The 18,204-nt window shown below is 71.4% G+C and carries 19 protein-coding genes; 9 read left to right on the top strand and 10 right to left on the bottom strand.

Annotated features, from left to right (window positions below; genetic code table 11):
- From J0695_RS22430 to J0695_RS22415, 4 genes are all read right to left on the bottom strand, one after another.
- A partial coding sequence (locus J0695_RS22430) for a DUF4142 domain-containing protein (RefSeq protein WP_206963936.1) occupies positions 1-688 on the bottom strand: 688 nt, incomplete at its 3' end.
- Positions 689-772: 84 nt separating this feature from the next.
- Entirely contained in the window at positions 773-1,813 is a 1,041-nt protein-coding gene (locus J0695_RS22425) for a TIGR04222 domain-containing membrane protein (RefSeq protein WP_206963935.1), read from the bottom strand.
- Positions 1,814-1,817: 4 nt separating this feature from the next.
- Positions 1,818-3,131, bottom strand: coding sequence for an MbnB/TglH/ChrH family RiPP precursor modification enzyme (locus J0695_RS22420; RefSeq protein WP_206963934.1), 1,314 nt, complete (start codon positions 3,129-3,131; stop codon positions 1,818-1,820).
- 112 nt (positions 3,132-3,243) lie between these two features.
- Positions 3,244-3,927, bottom strand: coding sequence for an aminoacyl-tRNA hydrolase (locus tag J0695_RS22415; RefSeq protein WP_307798718.1), 684 nt, complete (start codon positions 3,925-3,927; stop codon positions 3,244-3,246).
- 96 nt (positions 3,928-4,023) lie between these two features.
- Between J0695_RS22415 and J0695_RS22410 the strand changes: the two genes are divergently transcribed.
- From J0695_RS22410 to J0695_RS22395, 4 genes are read left to right on the top strand one after another with little or no spacing between them, the layout of a single operon-like run.
- Positions 4,024-4,701, top strand: coding sequence for an AIM24 family protein (locus tag J0695_RS22410; RefSeq protein ID WP_206963932.1), 678 nt, complete (start codon positions 4,024-4,026; stop codon positions 4,699-4,701).
- Positions 4,702-4,757: 56 nt separating this feature from the next.
- On the top strand, positions 4,758-5,534 hold the full coding sequence (locus tag J0695_RS22405; protein ID WP_307798717.1) for an ATP-binding cassette domain-containing protein: 777 nt from the start codon (positions 4,758-4,760) through the stop codon (positions 5,532-5,534).
- Positions 5,531-6,199 (top strand): ABC transporter, encoded by a 669-nt coding sequence (locus J0695_RS22400; protein ID WP_206963931.1) that lies wholly within the window; start codon positions 5,531-5,533, stop codon positions 6,197-6,199. Before J0695_RS22405 ends, J0695_RS22400 begins: the two co-directional genes overlap by 4 nt.
- Positions 6,200-6,213: 14 nt before the next feature.
- Positions 6,214-6,360, top strand: a complete 147-nt coding sequence (locus tag J0695_RS22395) for a hypothetical protein (RefSeq protein WP_206963929.1) — start codon at positions 6,214-6,216, stop codon at positions 6,358-6,360.
- 3 nt (positions 6,361-6,363) lie between these two features.
- Here J0695_RS22395 and J0695_RS22390 read toward each other — a convergent pair whose 3' ends face one another.
- Positions 6,364-7,251: a polysaccharide deacetylase family protein gene (locus J0695_RS22390; protein ID WP_206963928.1), complete on the bottom strand. Its 888-nt coding sequence runs from the start codon at positions 7,249-7,251 to the stop codon at positions 6,364-6,366.
- A 126-nt stretch (positions 7,252-7,377) separates the two neighbouring features.
- Between J0695_RS22390 and J0695_RS22385 the strand changes: the two genes are divergently transcribed.
- Positions 7,378-8,493, top strand: coding sequence for a baeRF3 domain-containing protein (locus J0695_RS22385; protein WP_206963925.1), 1,116 nt, complete (start codon positions 7,378-7,380; stop codon positions 8,491-8,493).
- 46 nt (positions 8,494-8,539) lie between these two features.
- Here J0695_RS22385 and J0695_RS22380 read toward each other — a convergent pair whose 3' ends face one another.
- The 4 genes from J0695_RS22380 to zapE all read right to left on the bottom strand — a co-directional run bounded on the left by J0695_RS22380 (position 8,540) and on the right by zapE (position 12,455).
- Positions 8,540-9,418 carry a PPK2 family polyphosphate kinase gene (locus J0695_RS22380; RefSeq protein WP_206963924.1) on the bottom strand — a complete coding sequence of 293 codons (879 nt, stop codon included), beginning with the start codon at positions 9,416-9,418 and terminating at the stop codon, positions 8,540-8,542.
- Positions 9,419-9,441: 23 nt separating this feature from the next.
- Complete coding sequence (locus J0695_RS22375; protein WP_206963922.1) at positions 9,442-10,809, bottom strand: alkaline phosphatase PhoX; 1,368 nt, start codon at positions 10,807-10,809, stop codon at positions 9,442-9,444.
- Positions 10,810-10,917: 108 nt separating this feature from the next.
- Positions 10,918-11,343, bottom strand: coding sequence for an OsmC family protein (locus J0695_RS22370; RefSeq protein WP_206963921.1), 426 nt, complete (start codon positions 11,341-11,343; stop codon positions 10,918-10,920).
- Between the two features lie 35 nt (positions 11,344-11,378).
- The gene (gene zapE / locus J0695_RS22365) at positions 11,379-12,455 is read right to left on the bottom strand and encodes a cell division protein ZapE (protein WP_372445813.1); all 1,077 of its coding nucleotides are present in this window, start codon (positions 12,453-12,455) and stop codon (positions 11,379-11,381) included.
- A gap of 37 nt (positions 12,456-12,492) precedes the next feature.
- Here zapE and J0695_RS22360 point away from each other — a divergent pair, with 37 nt between their 5' ends.
- The 4 genes from J0695_RS22360 to msrB all read left to right on the top strand — a co-directional run bounded on the left by J0695_RS22360 (position 12,493) and on the right by msrB (position 15,782).
- Entirely contained in the window at positions 12,493-13,302 is an 810-nt protein-coding gene (locus tag J0695_RS22360; protein WP_206963920.1) for a pyrimidine reductase family protein, read from the top strand.
- Between the two features lie 106 nt (positions 13,303-13,408).
- Entirely contained in the window at positions 13,409-13,879 is a 471-nt protein-coding gene (locus J0695_RS22355) for an indole-3-glycerol phosphate synthase (RefSeq protein WP_206963918.1), read from the top strand.
- 111 nt (positions 13,880-13,990) lie between these two features.
- A complete protein-coding gene (gene murC, locus J0695_RS22350) occupies positions 13,991-15,361 on the top strand; it encodes a UDP-N-acetylmuramate--L-alanine ligase (protein ID WP_206963917.1) in 1,371 nt (456 codons plus the stop codon).
- 13 nt (positions 15,362-15,374) lie between these two features.
- Positions 15,375-15,782 carry a peptide-methionine (R)-S-oxide reductase MsrB gene (gene msrB, locus J0695_RS22345; RefSeq protein ID WP_206963915.1) on the top strand — a complete coding sequence of 136 codons (408 nt, stop codon included), beginning with the start codon at positions 15,375-15,377 and terminating at the stop codon, positions 15,780-15,782.
- Here msrB and J0695_RS22340 read toward each other — a convergent pair.
- Positions 15,763-18,204, bottom strand: a 2,442-nt coding sequence (locus tag J0695_RS22340; RefSeq protein WP_206963912.1) for an ATP-binding protein, incomplete at its 5' end; no start/stop codon positions are given. The two genes, msrB and J0695_RS22340, sit on opposite strands and share 20 nt — an antisense overlap.

Below are 18,204 nucleotides of genomic sequence, written 5' to 3'. Positions count from 1 at the left end.
AGGTGACGGGCGGCACGGCGGGCGGGGTGCTGCCGGGGACGGGCGGCGGCGGCCCGGTGGGGCTGGCGGTCGAGGTGGCCGCGGCGGAGACGGCGAGCGACTGGAAGTCGACGAAGCCGGTGGCCTCAAGGACCTGCATATGGTCGAGGACGGTCGTGTTCGCGTCGTCCGCGAGGGCGCGGACCAGGGAGTTGCGGGTGTTGGCCCTGATCTGGGCGACCAGCGAGAAGACCTTGCCGTGTGCCTGGCGCACGATGGTGGCGAAGTCCCTCTCGTACGTCGTCCGGTCGCGGTCCCCGGTGAGCGTCTTCAGGAAGCCCTGCTGCTGGGCGTTGGGCTGGGTCGGCAGCTCCATGCCGAGCTGGGCGGCGACCTCGCGCACCCGGGCGTCGAGGAAGGCGTGGCCGTCGATGAGGTGCTGCCCCGCGGTCTTCACGGCGGGCGTGGGGGCGCGCTCGACAGCCTGCTGCCCCGCCGGACCCTCCCAGAGGCCGGCGAGTCTGACGCGCACGACGAAGTCACGGTCTGCGGCCGAGAGCGGACCCCAACGGGTGTTCACGGTACCGGCGTTGAGGTTGGCGACGCCGGTGCCCGAGCGGTCCGCGTACGACCAGATCGGAAAGAGCAGGGCGCTGATCGTCGCCGTGAGGGCGACGACGACCAGCGTGGTACCGGTCATGGAACGCATGGTGCCTCCTGTTGCGGCACCGCACGTTAGTGCGCGTTTCGATGATCCTGTGGGGTGTTCGGTGAAATCGCAGGCAGGAGCGGGCTAAGAACTGCTGCTGCTCCCGCAACTGGAACCGGAACTCGACCCGCAGCTCGAGCCCGAACTGCCTCCGCAACTTGATCCGGAGCTGCCGCCGCAACTGCTGCCGCTGCCGCCTCCGCAGCTGGAACCGGACGATCCGCCGCAACTGGAACCACCACCACCACCGCTGCTGCCGCAGCTGGACCCGCCCGGGGTCGAACTCCCGCACCACACCACTGCCGGGGTGGCCGATGCGGAGGTATGCGGGTCGAAGTGCGAGGACGAGGAGGACGACGGCCGGGTGGTGCCCCGCCCGACCCCCAGCCGCGCAGCCGCGAACAGCTGCGCCTGCAGCAGGGGATCGGGCAGCGCCCGCAGCCCGTGCAGCGCGACGCGCACGGCGGCGGCCGGATGCTGTGCGTACGCGGCGCGGTACGCCGCCAGGGCCGCCTTGCCCGAGCCGGTCACTCGGCGTCCGGAGACCGCCGAGCACACCACGCCGGTGAGCATTCCGCCGACCAGGGCGGGCAGCACCTTGGCGACGAAGGGGAACGGGGACTCGCCGACGCCGACCGCGTTGAATTCGAGGACCGTCGCGAAGATGGACAGCGGCAACCCGATGGCGCAGCCGGCGAACTGGGCGATACCCCACACTGCCGGCTTCCGCCGTGCGCGCGGCTCCACCATCAGTCCGCGCGCCGCGAGCCCGTCGCCGATCTCCTGCACGGCGGGGCTGCGCATCACCTCATTGCGCAGCAGGTGCAGTGCCCCGCTGGGAGCCTCGGCGAGCGCCGCCAGCACGGCGCGCTCGACGGGCTCCTGTGCGACGGGGCGCTGTACGGCGACGATGCCCGGGCCGCCCACCGTGATCCGGCCGTCCTCGGACATGCCCGCGAGCGCGGTGTCGGTGACGCGGGCGGGCCCGCCCGACAGGAAGGCGACCTCCATGAGGTCATGGACAGAGGCGCCGGAGGCGTGCCCGCGGGCGCGGACGGTCGTGGCGATCAGGCCGGCGGACGAGACGCCGATCACCAAGTAGCAGAGGAGCAAGAGAGCGTTCACGGGATCACCTCCCCACCAGGGCGGCACGGGCCGCCCGTACGAAACGGATCCTGCGGGTCGGCGGCCGCGGGGCGGCCCTGTCCTGCCACCACCGGGTGAGCTCCTGCCGGGCGGCCGGGTCGGCCGGCTGCCCCGCGATGAGCAGATGCTCGGCGAAGTCCATGGCGTCACGGCGGTAACCGCCGGACATCGGGCGGGACTTGGCGTACGAGAGGAAGGCGGCCCGGTATCCGCCGCCGAGTATCCCCGGCAGCTCGGGCGCGACCTTCGCGACCACATCGGCGCGCTTGGCGGCGAGGGCGTGGCTCTGCACGCGGAGCCGGCAGGAGTCGAACCCCTGGGGGGCGGGTGTGCCCGCGACGAGCGCGGAAAGCAGCGAGGCCTGGGCGAGCCCGACCCGCAGCTGTGCGGCATCGTCTGCGCGGCGCTCCTGCGGGCGGGTGTCCGGCGTTGCGGGACCGGCCTCCTGGGGGGCTGCCCGAGGGGCCGGGTCCCGTACGTCGAGCACCTCGCGTATCGCGGTCAGTTCGGCGCCGAGCTCGGCCGCCGGCGGGAAGTCGTCGTCCCGTTCCAGAAGTACCCCCGGCGGGTCCACCCGGGAGCGGAGTTCCGCCAGGATGTTCAGGACCGGCTCGGTGACCGGGTGGGCGTGGGTGTCGTGCCAGACGCCGTCCTTCTCCACGCCGCCCGCCACATGGACGTAGGAGATGGCTTCCAGGGGGAGTTCGGCCAGGGCCTTCACGGGGTCCTCGCCCCTGTTCACGTGGTTGGTGTGGAGGTTGGCCACGTCGATCAGCAGCCGCACCCCCGTGCGCGCCACGAGCTCCGCCAGGAACTGCCCCTCCGTGAGCTCCTCGTCCGGCCAGGCGATGAGCGCGGCGATGTTCTCCAGGGCGAGGGGTACGGGCAGGGAGTCCTGGGCGATGCGGACGTTCTCGCAGAGGATGTCGAGCGCGTCCCAGGTACGCGGCACCGGGAGCAGATGCCCGGCCTCCAGCGCGGGGGAGGCCGTCAGTGCGCCCCCCGCCCGTACGAACGCGATGTGCTCCGTCACCAGGGGCGCGCCCAGGAACTCCGCCCGCGCGGCAAGGTCCGCGAGGCGACCCGGGTCCGGGCGGTCCGCGCCGCCGATGCCCAGCGAGACCCCGTGCGGAACGATGGTCACGCCCCGGTCGCGCAGCCGCTGCAGGGAGGCGGGGAGATGGCCGGGGCAGATGTTCTCCGCGACCACCTCCACCCAGTCGATACCGGGCAGCCCCTCCACCGTCTCCGTGATCTCCGGACGCCAGCCGATACCGATACCCAGGTGATGCCGCATGGATTCCCCCTCCTTCACACCCGTGCCGTGATGCAGGGGTCATGACCCCCGCACATGGAGGTGAACCCCGGAGGAGGGACGTTCAGAGCTTGATTTGAGGTTCCGCCGGGTATTACGGCTTCCGCAGCGCCGGGTGGTCGGAGACGACCGTGCACGATCCCGGTGCGATCTCCGTGAAGCCCGCGTCCTGGACCACCGGCAGACCGCTTTCGGTGAGCTCCTTCCACCGCTCCGCCGTGGCCGTACGCACCGACAGCGGAAAGCCCGCCGCACGCCACTCCTCGCGCTCCGCGTCCGTCAGCTCCCACCACGCCAGCTGCGCCGCGTGCCCCGCCTGCGCCATCGCCTTGCCCGCCGACATCTCGACATCCGGGCTCATCCAGAGGACCGGCGCGGTGCGGTCGGGCACCGCAGGCTCCTCGGGATCGTCCAGGTCCGTCCCGCTGACCTGCAGCTTCGCCAGCTCCTTCGGCCAGCCGTCCAGCGGCACCGGCGGGAAGACCCGTACCTCGGCGGCCTTGCCCGTCAGCGTGATCCCGGGCAGCGCGGAGGCCTTGCGCCACTCCCCGCCGCGCGCCCGCCGCACCACCTTGCGGATCCGGGCGTCCTGCCAGTCCCGCATCGTCTGCGCCCACTCGCCCTCGCCCAGGGACCGCTCGTCGGAGAGGATCACCAGCACGGCCCGCGCCGCCGTCTCCAGGGCGTCCGTACGGGCGGGTGGTTCGGCCTTCTCGATGTGGACCACGAGGGGGAGGACGAACTGCGGGGCCTCGTCGCGTGCTGTCGGCTCCGTCACAAAAGGACTGTCATCGCTGCTCACGCACACCAGTTTGCCAGTCCGTCATGCGCAGCTTCTTGGCGGAGGCAGTCCCTCCGGGCGAGGATGCTCCGCATGAAGAGCGATCTTTTCTCCACCGACAACATGGCGCAGCCTGCCGTCGCCCCCGGCATGACCCTGCAGAACGCCAAATCGATCAAGTACGCGATCAACGGCGACATGCTCGCCCGCCAGGGCTCGATGATCGCCTACCGCGGGAGCCTCCAGTTCGAGCGGAAGGGCCAGGGCATAGGCGGCATGCTCAAGCGCGCCGTCACCGGTGAGGGCCTGCCGCTGATGTCGGTCACCGGACAGGGCGAGGCCTGGTTCGCCCAGGAGGCCGCGAACTGCTTCATCGTCGACATCGAGCAGGGCGACGCCCTCACCATCAACGGCCGCAACGTGCTGTGCTTCGACTCCACCCTCTCCTACGAGATCAAGACCGTGAAGGGCTCCGGCATAGCCGGCGGCGGGCTCTTCAACAGCGTCTTCACGGGCCACGGCAAGCTCGGCCTGATCTGCGAGGGCAACCCCATCGTCATCCCCGTCTCGCCGCAGTCCCCGGTGTACGTCGACACGGACGCGGTGGTCGGCTGGAGTGCCCACCTCAACACCTCCCTGCACCGCTCGCAGTCCGTCGGCTCGATGATCCGCGGCGGCTCCGGCGAAGCGGTCCAGCTGATGCTCCAGGGTGAGGGATTCGTGATCGTACGGCCGAGCGAGGCCACCCCGCAGAAGGCCCAACAGCACTGAAACTACGAGGAGTCGGCCGTCGCTACGGTCTCGGCGGGCCCTGGGTGCTGCGCGGGGTGGATCTCGATCTGCCCCCGCACACCGTCGTACGCGTCGAGGGCGTCAACGGCAGCGGGAAGTCCACCCTGCTGCGGCTGCTCGCCGGGATCGACACCCCGACCGAGGGATCCCTCACGGGCCGCCCGCGCACCGCGTACGTCCCCGAACGATTCCCGGCCGCGCTGCCCTTCACCGCGACCGGCTATCTGCTCCACCTCGGCCGGATCCACGGCCTCGGCAGGGCCGCCGCACAGTCCGCGGCCACCGAATGGCTCGAACGGTTCGGGATCACGGAGTACGCCCGTACGCCGCTCACCCGCCTCTCCAAGGGCACCAGCCAGAAGATCGCCGTGGCCCAGGCCCTGCTGGCCGCACCCGAGTTGCTGATCCTGGACGAGGCCTGGACCGGCCTGGACACCGCCGCCCGCGCCACCCTCGACGGTGCGGTCGCCGAGCGCGTCGCGGCCGGCGCCACCGCGGTCTTCGTCGACCACGACCCGCGCCGCCTCGCGGACGCCGTCGGCGAGGTGCACCGGGTGGAGGGCACGGCACTCGTGGCGGTCGAGGCCGTACGGGAGGAGAGCGGACCCCGGGTGCGCATCGAGGCCGCGGGCCCGCCCGGAGCCGTACTCCCCGCACACCTGCCCGGGGCCCCCGGGCGCGAGACCGGCCTTGACTCCACCACCCTGACCGTCGCGGCCGTCCACTCCGACGCCCTGCTCAGAGCCCTGCTCACCAGCCGCCCGCCCTGGCACATCCGCGGCGTGGCCCACCTTGTCCCCGAGGACCGATGACCGCGCTCCTCCGCTACCAGACGGCACTCCTCCTGCGCTCCCAGCGCTGGCTCCCGCCGGTCCTGCTGTACGGGATCTTCCTCGCGGCCGGCGCCCAGGGGGGCGACCCGGTGCTCGACTCGCTCGGTGTCGCGGCCGCGGCCCTCCTCCCGGTCACCGCCTGGCTGGTCCGTATCTGCGCCACCCAGGAACCCCCGGCCGCCCGGCACTGCACGGCGGCGGCGACGAGCCCCGCCCGGGTCCATCTCTCCTGCCTGGGCGCGGCGTCGGGGTGTGCGGCGGTGCTCGCGGTGGCGGGGACCGCGGTGATCACCGCGATGAGCGACGCCACCAGTACCGACCACCAGATCGCTGTCCCGCGCCTTCCCGCGGCCACCGCGGGACTCCTCGCCGCGCTGGTGTGCGCCCTCGTCGGAGCCGCGCTGGGCGCACTGCTGACCTGGCCGGTGCTGCGCTCCACCGGCTGGTCGGTCACGGCCACCGCGCTGGCGTCGCTGCTGGCCCTGGTGGCGAGCGGATCGCCCGCCCACAGCGCGGTGTACGGCCTGGTCACCGGCTCGCAGACCGGCACCGTACATCTGCCGTTGCTGTCCCTGACCGCATCGGCGGCGATCGTGGCCGCGGCGACGGCGGTGGTCTGCCGCCTCGCCTCCCGGCACGGCTGACTAGTCTCGTACGTATGAAGGAGACAGAAGCGGAAGCGGTGGCGATGGCCGAGTGCGTGCTGTGCCGCAAGCCGACCGAGTATCCGGAGTCGACCCGCGGCAGCACGCTCTGCCCCGTCTGCGAGTGGCAGGAAGCCGAGCGCACGGCCTGTTCCGGCTAGGTCCTAGGCGGTGCCCATCAGGTCCGAGACCTTGACGAACCGGTAGCCGCGGGCGCGCAGCTCGGGCACGATCCGCCGTACCGCCGCGTCGGTGGCGGGAGCGGCGCTCTCGGTGCAGTGCATGACCACCAGCGAGCCGGGCCGCACCCCCGAAAGCACCTGCTCCGCCACCGCGTCCGAGTCCTGGGCGAACGGGTCGCCGCTGACCACGTCCCACTGGACCGCTGTCATGCCCAGCGGTGCCAGGGCGTGCAGGGCCGCGTCGTCGTAACAGCCGCCGGGGAAGCGGAAGTACGGGACCGTGTGGCTGACCCCCGCCCTGCGGAAGGCCGCGGTCGCCCGTGCGGCGTCGGACCGCATCTCATGGGCGCCGAGCTCGGGGAGTCCGTAGCAGGGGGATTTGTAGGCGTAGTGGCTGTAGGAGTGGTTGGCGACCTCGAAGAGCGGGTCGGCCCCGATCGAGCGCGCCTCCCCGGGGTACTCGTCGGCCCAGCGGCCCGTCATGAAGATCGTGGCGGGAACCTTCAGCCGCCGCAGGTCGGCGATGAGCCGGGGGTTGTCGAAGTGCTCGCCGCCGGCCGCCCGCGGGCCCTCGCTCGCGGTCATGTCGGCGTCGAAGGTCAGCGCGACGACCTTGCCCCCGGCGCGGGAGCCGTGCGAGAAGACCGGGGTCAGTCCGCCGGGCCCCGGTGCCAGTCGCGGCGGCTTCTTCTTCGCTGCTGCCGCGGTGGGAGCAGGGGAGGGGGAAGGCCGGGGCGGCGCGGGGGAGACCGACGTGGCTCTGACCGGCGCCGGTTTGTCGGCGCGGAGCTGTGGGCCTGCGGATCCGCAGGCGGTGAGGGCAGCACCGAGGGCAGCGACGGCCGTCAGCCGTCGGGCGAGTGTGATCACGCACGGAACGTATCCGAACGGCAGGCAGAAACCGGGTCTCACGGGCTACGGTATTGTCATAATTGCGGCATTTGATCTCATATGTCGCACTGCTGGTGGCCCCGGCACCAACCCCGAGAGGGAGCCATGGAAACCCACGCCTTGACGTCCGCGCTGCTGCAGGAACTGCGTGCGCCCCAGCCCTATCCGGTCGTGTCGCTGAGCATGCCCACCCACCGGCGCGAGCCCGACAACGCACAGGACGGCGTGCGGCTGCGCAATCTGGTGGCGGAGGCCGTGCACCGCCTGGAGGCCGACGAGGACGTACCGCGGAAGGTGCGGATCGATCTCAAGGAGCAGCTGGACCGCGCCGTCTCGGACCTGGACCTGCGGCATGCCCAGGACGGGCTGGTGATCTTCGTACGCCCCGGCGAGCACCAACTCTGGTCGCTGCCGCGTACGGTGCCCGAGCGCATCGTGCTCAGCGACACCTATCTCACCCGCAACCTGGTCGCGGCGAAGGCACAGGCCAGGCCGTACTGGGTGCTGGCCGTCGCGGCCGACCGCGCCACACTCTGGGACGGATCGGTCGAGGCCCTGCGCGAGCACACCGCCGACGGCTTCCCCCAGGAGCCCGAGGAGATCCAGACGGACCCGCAGCGCGAGGAGCGCCAGGGCGACACCCCCAGCACCTTCAGGGACGAGACGACCCGGCAGTATCTGCGCGGCGTCGACGCCGCGCTGGCCGCCGTGCTCGCCGCGCATCCGCGCCCTCTGTACCTGGTCGGCCTGGCCCCGGCCGTCGGCGGCCTCGAAGAGGCGGGCAGCGTCGCCCGTACGGCCGCGGGCAAGCTGCTCAAGGGCGGGTTCACCAACGGCCCTGCCCAGGAGCTGCACACCCAACTGCGGCCGACCGTCGAGGAGTTCGAGCGGGCATCGGCCGAACGCGTCGCCAAGCGGCTCGACGAGGCACGCGGGCGGCGTACCTTCGCCGCCGGTCTCGACGAGGTGTGGGAGGCGGTACGCGAAGGCCGGGCCGCGCTGGTCGCCGTCGAGGATAACTACCAGCAGACGGTCCGGCTCCAGGACGGCCACCTCGCGCCCGTCGGCCCCGGGGACGAGAAGTCCGCGGGCCACGAGGTCCGCGAGGACATCGTCGACGAACTGGTCGAGGCGGCCCTGGACAGCGGGGCCGAGGTCGTCTTCCTCCCCGACGACGCCCTCGCCGCCCACGACCGCATCGCGGCCGACCTGCGCTACTGAGCGTGCCTGCTGTGTCTGCTGTGTCTGCTGTGGCTGCTGGCCGGGGCTACCCGGCCAGCAGCCGCTTCCGGGACTCGTCGACGTCGAAGTCCGCCTTCGGGTACTGCGGATCGAGCGCCTCAAGGTGTTCCAGGAGCAGCTTGCTGATCGCCCAGTTCCGGTACCACTTGCGGTCCGAAGGCACCAGGAACCACGGCGCGGCGTCCGTGGAGCACCGCTCCAGGGCGATCTCGTACGACTCCTGGTAGGCGGGCCACAGGGCGCGCTCCTCGATGTCGCCAGGATTGAACTTCCAGTGCTTGTCCGGGTTGTCGAGCCGCTCAAGGAGCCGTCGCTGCTGCTGCTCGGCGCTGATGTGCAGGAAGATCTTGACCACCGTCACACCGTCCTCGGCGAGGGACTGCTCGAAACGGTTGATCTGCCCGTATCTGCGCCCCAGTTGGCTGCGCGGAACCAGCTCGCGCACCCGGGCGATCAGGACGTCCTCGTAGTGCGAGCGGTCGAAGATACCGATCTCGCCCGGCTCCGGAAGCGCCTTGACGATCCGCCAGAGGAACGGGTGGTTGAGCTCCTCGGGCGTCGGCTTCTTGAAGGCCCTGATCCGGCAGCCCGACGGATTGAAGAGCCCGATGACGTGCTTGACGACACCGCCCTTGCCGCTGGTGTCCATGCCCTGGAGCACCAGCAGCACGCGCCGCCGGTCGCCGCCGGTGGAGGCCGCGTACAGCCGCTCCTGGAGATCGGCGAGCCGTTCACCCATCAGGGTGGTCTCCGCCAGCCCGTCGGCCTTCTTCTTCGGGCCCGCGGGGAGGGCCTCCGGATCGTACGAGGAGAGATCGACCTCCCCGCCCGGCGGGATGCGCAGCAGCTCGCGCAGGGCGGGCGCCTTCTTCGGGGCCTGTTTTTTGGAACCCTTCTTGGCCACTGCACATCCCTTTCAGCCGACGGTTAACACCATGGTCCGGTGACGGCGAAGGTCGTGCCAGGGGTGTAGCAGTTCACGAACATGGTCCGGCCGTCCGGGGCGAAGGTGACCCCGGCGAACTCGCCCCACGCCGGCTCCTCGGCGGTGCCGATGTTCTGCCTGCCCCTGGCCATCGGATAGACCTTCCCCTTCCGGTCCAGGCCGAAGACGTGCTGGGCCCCTTCGCCGTCCTCGCAGACCATCAGCCCGCCGCCAGGGGCGAGGGTGATGTTGTCGGGGGACTCGCCTGGCAGCTGCACGTCCGTACTGGGCCCGAAGACCACGACCAGGGTGAGGCGCCGCTTCCTCGGCTCGTACTTCCAGACCTGGCCGAAGTGGTCGGCCGCCGCGCCGTCCTTCGAGATGGCGAAGCTGGAGACGAAGTACACGCAGGAGCCGCCCCAGTAGCAGCCCTCCAGCTTCTGCGCGTGGGTGATGCCCTTCGGCCCGAAGTCCTGCAGCCGGATGGGGGTCTGCCGGGCGAGCGGGTCAGGTACGGGCACCCACTCGACGCCCTCGAAGCGTGTCCCCGTCTCCTGCACGGCGGACAGGTCGGGCACCCCCGGTACCCGCATCGCCTCCAGCGCGCCGCCCGCGCGCAGCGAACCGACGCCGCCCAGCGGCTTGTTCGGGTGGAAGCGGTAGAAGAGCCCGAAGGGCTTGATGAAGGCGTCCTCGGTCTCGTACACCGTGCCGTGGTCCGGGTCGATCGCGATCGCCTCGTGCGCGAAGCGGCCCATCGCGGTGAGCGGGACTGCGCCGGTGCGCCGCGGATCGGCGGGGTCGGTCTCGAAGATGAAGCCGTGGTCCTTGGTGTAGCCGTTGGTGCCGGCCGTGTCCTCGGTCTCCTCGCAGGTCAGCCAGGTGTGCCAAGGGGTGGGACCGCCCGCGCAGTTGACGGCCGTACCGGCGATGGCGACCCGCTCGGACAGCACATTGTTGCGGCCGTCCAGCTCCAGCGCCGTACAGCCGCCCAGGCCGTTCGGGTCGTACGTGATCCCCGCGATCGCCGGCACCCGGTGCTTGGCGGTGACGCGGTTCTCGTGGTTACGGACCAGATATGTGCGGCCCCGGCGGCCGGGCAGGGCGGCCATGCCGTCGTGGTTGGAAGGGACGATGCCCTCGCCCGAGCGGAGCTGGTCGCCCTCGCGGGAGAGGACCTTGTAGCGGAATCCCGCAGGGAGGTCGAGCAGACCGGCCGGGTCGGGGACGAGCGGGCCGTAGCCGGATCTGCCGCTGGGCTGCGCGGCCGCCGTACCTTCGAAGAGGGCCGAGACGGTCCCGGTAAAGGCGATACCGGCGCCGAGGGCGCCGGTACGGGCCAGGAGTTGACGTCGCGATGCATCGGTCATGGGGCAGCTCCCTGTTGGCGGACAGGTGGTGCGTGACCCGCATGTGTCTAGCACGTGCGCACTGGCACGTGAACCATGCGGGCCACGCCGCCCCGGTGGAGCTGTGGGTCAGGCGAGCTTCGCGGTGAGCGTGATCGTCGTACCCGAAAGGGCCTGGCTCACCGGGCAGTTGGCCTTGGCGTCCTCGGCGGCGGCCTGGAAGCCGTCCGCGTCGAGGCCGGGGACCTGGCCCTCGACCGTGATGTGGATGCCGGTGATGCCGGTGCCCGGCTGGAAGGTGACGTCGGCCTGGGTGGTCAGCTGGGTCGGCGGGTTGCCGGCCTTGGTCAGACCGTTGGAGAGCGCCATCGAGAAGCAGCTGGAGTGAGCGGCCGCGATGAGCTCCTCCGGGCTGGTCTTGCCGTTGGCCTGCTCGGCGCGGGCGGGCCAGGAGACCGGGTACTCGCCGATGCCGGAGGAGTCGAAGGTGACGACACCCGAACCCTCGAGCAGCGTGCCGTCCCAGACCGTGTGTGCCTGACGCGTGGTGGCCATGATGAATCCCTATCTGTTGACTGGTGGGCCCAAATCTACTGGGACACCAGGTCCTTCGCGTCGCGTGCCAGCGCCGTGAGACGGGAGATCGCCCGGAAGTACTTCTTGCGGTACCCGCCGTTCAGCATCTCTTCGCTGAACAGCCGGTCGAAGGGGAGGCCGGAGGCGAGCACCGGTATCTCCCGGTCGTAGAGGCGGTCCGCGAGGACGACGAGGCGCAGCGCCGTGGACTGGTCGGGCACCGGCGCCACATCGGTGAGGCAGACCGCGGTGACGGCCTCGGTGAGGGCGCCGTAACGGCTCGGGTGGATGCGGGCCAGATGGGCGAGCAGAGCGGGGAAGTCGTCGAGGGACGCGCCCTGCGTGGCGTACGCCGCCTTGGTGACCTGCTCGTCCGAGTACGGCGCCGGGGCCTCGGGCAGTCCCCGGTGGCGGTAGTCGTCGCCGTCGATCCGCAGCGGGCGGAAGTGGGCGGAGAGCCCCTGGATCTCGCGGAGGAAGTCGGCGGAGGCGAAGCGGCCCTCGCCGAGCTTGCCGGGCAGGGTGTTCGATGTCGCGGCGAGCGCGACGCCCGCCTCGACCAGCCTGCGCAGCAGGGAGGAGACCAGGACGGTGTCGCCGGGGTCGTCGAGCTCGAACTCGTCGATGCAGAGCAGCCTGTGGTTGCTGAGGGTCTGGACCGTCTGCTGGAAGCCGAGTGCGCCGACCAGGTTCGTCAGCTCGACGAAGGTGCCGAAGGCCTTGAGCTCGCGGGGGGCCGGGGTGGCGTGCCAGAGCGAGGCGAGGAGATGGGTCTTGCCGACGCCGTACCCGCCGTCGAGGTAGACGCCGCGCGGTCCGTTGGGCGCCGCGGGCTTCCTCGTACCGCCGAACCAGCGCTTCTTTCCGGCGCCGGTGGCCGTGGCGCCGCCGCCGAGACCGGCGGCGAAGGCGCTGAGGACGGTGACCGCCTCGGTCTGGCTGGGCTGGTGGGGGTCGGGGTTGTACGTATCGAAGCGCACCGAGTCGAAGCGCGGCGGCGGCACCATCTCCGCGACCAGACGGTCGGCGGGGACGCGCGGCTCGAGGGCGCACAGGGACTGGGGGACCACTTCGGCTATGGACGACGACACAGTTCCTCACTCTATGCGCCGTGCCACACTGCCCTCCATGCGACGCCTGCTCCCTGTGACCGACCCGACAGCCCCAGCGCCCGCGGACGACCGCGAGTGGAGCCTGGACGAACTGGCCGAGGCCTACGCCTATCCGGAGGCTTCTCCGGGGGAGGCGGCGGGAGAGGCCGCTCCGGCGGAGGGCGTCCCCTGGCTGCGGGCCAACATGGTGTCCTCGCTGGACGGCGCGGCCCAGCACGACGGCCGCTCCCAGCCGATCTCCTCGCCCACGGACATGCGGATCTTCGGCACGCTGCGGGCGCTCGCCGATGCGGTGGTGGTCGGTGCGGAAACGGTTCGCCTTGAGGGGTACCGCCCGGCCCGCGCCCGTGAGGCCTTCGCCGCGCGCAGGGCGGCGGCCGGACAGGGGAAGGCGCCCGCGATCGCCGTGGTGAGCGCGAGCCTGGAGCTGGACTTCGATCTTCCGCTTTTTGCCGCGCCCCTCGTCCCGACCCTGGTGCTGACGGGCGCTTCGGCGCCGCGGGACCGCGTCAGGGCGGCCGAGAAGGCCGGCGTGGAGGTCGTGATCGCGGGCGACGGGGCCGGCGTGGATCCGGGCCGGGCCCTGCGGGAGCTGGGCGAGCGCGGCCATCTGCGGCTGCTGACCGAGGGCGGCCCCCGGATGCTCGGCCAGTTCGTGCTGGCCGGGGTGCTCGACGAGCTCTGTCTCACCCTCTCGCCGACGCTCACGTCGGGTGACGCGCAGCGGATCGCCGGCGGCCCCGCCCTTGCGGTGCCGGAACGGTTCTCCTTGGTCTCGCTGCTGGAAGAGGCCGGGTTCCTCTACAGCCGATACCGTCGTGTCTGACAATCAGCGGAATTTGCCGTTCCGGTTCGCTCCGGATGGGCACACTTACCTATCGAGACCCCGTGCCGGCACGGGGAAGGATGGTTTCAGCAGAAGGGCTCCAGCGGTGTTCACGAGCGTATTGATGATCGAGAAGCCCCTGACCTCCGACGACGTGGAGTTCGTCACCACACTCCACGGCGACGAGCAGGTCTCCTTCGTGGTGCTGATGCAGCCGCGGGGCGACCAGGCGGACGTACTGCTGCGAGCCATCGACGATGTGGCCATGGGCGAACTGGACGAGGCCGCGCGGGAGGGCGAGGAGCCCGAGGGGCAGGACGCCAGGCTCCCCGCGGAGGAGGCGCTGCAGCACTCACTGGCGGCACTGCGGGACGCGGGAAGCGAGGCGGTGGGGCAGGTCGTCGAGAACCACCCGCTGGACCTGCTGACGTCGGTCGTCACCGATGTGGGGGCCGACGAGGTCATCGTGCTGACCGAGCCGCACTACGTCGAGGAGTTCTTCCACCGGGACTGGGCCTCGCGCGCCCGCCACAAGGTCGGCGTACCGGTGCTCAAGCTCTTCGCGCACAGCGAATAGGCTGGGCGCTCCTTCACGTACACCTTGGGGAGCAAACGCATGACATCCGGTAGCTTCGCATCCGAAGGCCTTTCAGAGAGCGAAGGCGGAGCGCAGCGGAGCCTGACCGCCATGGACCGACCGCACTTCATCGGCATCGGCGGCGCCGGAATGTCGGGCATCGCGAAGATCCTCGCCCAGCGCGGGGCCAAGGTGGCGGGCAGCGACGCCCGCGAGTCGGGGACGGCCGATGCGCTGCGCGCGCTGGGCGCGGCAGTGCACATCGGGCACGACGCGGCGAACCTGGCCGCCGACGCCACCTCGGTCGTCGTCTCGAGCGCGATCCGCGCCGACAACCCGGAGCTGGTGCGCGCCGCCGAACTCGGCATCCCGGTGGTCCACCGCTCCGACGCGCTCGCCTCCCTGATGACGGGGCTGCGCTCGATCGCGGTGGCCGGCACCCACGGCAAGACGACGACCACCTCGATGCTGGCCGTCGCCCTGACCGAGCTGGCCCTCGACCCCTCGTATGCGATCGGCGGCGACCTGGCGGGTCCCGGTACCAACGCACGGCACGGCGGAGGGGACATCTTCGTCGCCGAGGCGGACGAGAGCGACCGCAGCTTCCAGAAGTACGACCCCGAGGTCGCCATCGTCCTCAACGTCGAGCTCGACCACCACGCCAACTACGCCTCGATGGACGAGATCTACGACTCCTTCGAGACCTTCGTCGGCAAGGTCGTCCCCGGCGGCACCCTGGTGATCACAGCCGACCAGCCGGGCGCGGTCGAGCTGACGAGCCGGGTCCGCGATCTCTCCACCCTCAAGGTCGTCACGTACGGGGACGCCCCCGCGGCCGACGTACGCGTCCACAAGATCACCCCGCGCGGCCTGAGCAGCGAGGTGACCGTCGTCCTCGGCGGCAAGTACCTCACCTTCACCGTCTCGGTCCCCGGCAGCCACTACGCCCACAACGCGGTCGCCGCGCTCGCGGCCGGCGTCGCGCTCGGCCTGCCCGCGCACAATCTGGCCTCCGCGCTCGGCAAGTACACCGGCGTCAAGCGCCGCCTCCAGCTCAAGGGCGAGGAGGCCGGCGTCCAGGTCATCGACTCGTACGCCCACCACCCCACCGAGATGACCGCCGACCTGGCGGCCATGCGCGGCGCGGCCTCCGAGGCACGCCTCCTGGTGGTCTTCCAGCCCCACCTCTTCTCCCGCACCCAGGAGCTCGGCACCGAGATGGGCCAGGCCCTGGCCCTCGCGGACGCCTCGGTGGTCCTCGACATCTACCCGGCCCGCGAGGACCCGATCCCCGGGATCACCAGCAGCCTGATCGTCGACGCGGCCAAGGCGGCGGGCGCGGACGTCACCGCCGTACACGACCAGGCGGAGATCCCGGACGTCATCGCGGGAATGGCGAAGCCGGGTGACCTCGTTCTCACCATGGGCGCGGGCGACGTCACGGACCTCGGTCCTGCCATCCTCGCCCGCCTTGCGAACTGAGGAGACCCACACCATGTCGTACGAGATCGACAAGCCCGACGAGCAGTGGCGCACGGAGCTCAACCCGGCGGAGTACACCGTGCTGCGCAAGGGCGGCACGGAGCCCGCCTTCGTCGGTGAGTACACCGACACCAAGACGACCGGCGTCTACTCCTGCCGGGCGTGTGACGCCGAGCTCTTCCGCTCGGACACCAAGTTCGACTCGCACTGCGGCTGGCCGTCCTTCTACGACCCGAAGGACACCGAGGCCGTCGAGCTGATCCAGGACAACACCCACGGCATGGTCCGCACCGAGGTGCGGTGCGCGCGGTGCGGATCGCACCTGGGCCACGTCTTCGAGGGCGAGGGGTACGCCACCCCGACGGACCAGCGGTACTGCATCAACTCCATCTCGCTGCGGCTCACGCCGGACGAGGGCTGACCGGAGGCGGAGCCGGACCGGTCCGGGGCACGTTGAGGACGGCCTGGAACTGCTCGCTCGCGGCCTGGACCTGTCCTGCCGCGAGATACGTGCGGGCCAGGCGGCTGCGGATGTCCATCTCCAGCCAGTTGTAGCCCGGTTCGGTCAGCGGCGAGAGCAACTGGTGCTGCTGCAGGGCGTGCTGATGGAGGCCGACCGCGGTGCCGGTGTCGCCCCTGAGCTGGTGGACCGTGGCGAGGCGGGTCAGGCTGCGCGCGCAGAGGAAGGCGTCCCTGGCCTGCAGGCCGAGGTCGATCGCCGTACGGAGGTCACGCTCGGCCGCGGCGAGGTGACCGAGACGCAGCCGGACGTCCGCCCCGCAGCTCAGGGCGAGCCCGCGCAGGCGCGATCCGCTGCCGGAGTCGGCGTAGGTGTGGGCTTCGGTGAAGCAGTCCAGGGCCTCGTCGTTCCGCCGGCCCAAGTAGTAGGCGCGGCCGAGCGTGACGAGGGCGATCGAGGTGACCCAGGAACTGTTGAGCCGCTTGGACAGGGCGACCGCCTCGATGAGACTGGTGCAGGCCTGCTCGCCCTCGCCCAGACTCACGGCCACGGCCCCGAGTCCGGTGAGAGCCCGGGCCTCCTCGTGGGGTTCATGACGTTCGCGGCTGAGGTGCAGTGCTTCGCTGTGCCAGACGCGTGCCTGCCGGTAGCGGCGTTGATGTGTGCCGGTGTAGCCGAGGCAGTTGCGAAGGGCGGCGGCCATGCGTCCGTCGGTGGCACGGTCCGCATGGGCGAGTGCCGTCTCCAGCACTGCCCGGGATTCGTCGTAGCGGCCCTGTCGTACGAAGTAGTCGCACAGTGCCTCGGCGATCCAGCAGGCGAGGTCGGCCTCTCCGTGTGCGGCGGCGTGGCCGACGACATCGACGAGTTCGCCGCCGACGGCGTCCAGCCAGCGTTCCGCGTCGAGCTGGCCGGTGAACCGGGTGGGATCGGGCCCCGGGCCGGTGGGGAACCCGCTCGGTTCCCAGTCGCTGGTCGTGCGGGCGGCATCGAGGCAGACGTGGAGCGCGGCCCTGCGCGCTTCCGCACTTTCGCCCGGGCTCTCCTCGGCGAGGCGCCGGGCCAGGACGCGTACGAGATCGTGAAGCCGGTAGCGCGCCGTGCGTGGCTGTTGCAGCAGGCTCGTGTCGACCAGACCTTCCAGGAGGTCATCGGTCTCCCCGGCCGGCCGGTGGAGCATGGCCGCCACGGTCAGCACGTCGAATTCGACGGTCGGCGTCAGGCCCAGGGCGCGGAATCCACGCTGCTGCTCCGGCGTGAGCTGGTCGTACGAGGGGAGAAGGGCCGCCTCCAAGGTGCGGTCCCCGACGCTCAGCTCACGGAGGCGGCGGCCGTCCTCCGCCATCCGGCCCACGAAGTGGCCGACCGTCCAGGTGCTGCGGCTCTGCAGCCGCGAACCGGCGATGCGCAGCGCCAGCGGCAGCCCGTCGCACAGCTGGACGAGGCGCCGTGTCGCGTCCGGTTCCCGGCTCGTCCGGTCCTCTCCGACCAGGCGGGTGAGGAGAGACACCCCGTCGCCGCTCGCGAGGGGATCCAGGGTGATCCGCAGGTCGGCGTCCAGTTCGGCCAGCCGCCGCCGGCCGGCCACCAGCACTCTGCTCCCTGCCCCGGAAGGAAGGAGCGGGCGGATCTGGTCGGCGTCCAGGGCGTCGTCCAGGACGAGGAGGAGGCGCAGGGTGCTGGAGGCCGCGCGCCAGGCGGCGGTGAGGTCGTCGAGGTCACCCGGCGGTTCGTCCTCGACAGCGCCCAGCGAGCGCAGCAGACGCTGCAGTACGCGCTCCGGCGCCTGCCGCTGCTGCGTGCTGTGCGCGTACAGGTCCACGTACAGGCAGCCGTCCGGGTAGTGGGCGCTCAGCTCATGGGCCGCGCGGACGACGAGCGCGGTCTTGCCCACCCCGGCGGTGCCGTCCACGGTGACCAGCGACACGGACGTGTCGGCGGAGGGCGCGACGAGCCGGGCCAGCTCGGCGTCCCGGCCGATGAGCCGGCCGTTGTGGCCCGGCAGGTCATTGACGGTACGACGGCGCCGCGCCCCGGAGGCTGAGCGTGCCGGGGCCGGGCGGAGCAGGTGGGAACCGTCCTGGCGGAGTACCGCCTCGTACGTCTGACGGAGCTGGGCGCCGGGGTCGGCGCCGAGTTCGTCCCGCAGGTGGCGCCGCATGACCTGGTACGCGGTGAGTGCCTCCGCCTGGCGCCCGCTGCCGTACAGAGCGCGCATCCGCAGTTCCACGACCGACTCGTCGAGCGGATGGGACGAGGACAGTGCGGAGAGCTCGTCCATCGTCTCGGTGAACCGGCGGAGCAGCAGGAGGCACTCCAGTCGCTCCAGGCACAGCGCGAGCCGTCTCTCCGACAGCCTCTGCCGCTCGGCCTGCGCGCGCAG

Origin of the sequence: Streptomyces beijiangensis, assembly GCF_017315755.1 — a bacterium.
Taxonomy (GTDB): Bacteria; Actinomycetota; Actinomycetes; order Streptomycetales; family Streptomycetaceae; genus Streptomyces; species Streptomyces beijiangensis.
The sequence above is the reverse complement of the archived record's forward strand: the minus strand, read 5'-3'. Positions and strand labels throughout refer to the sequence as shown.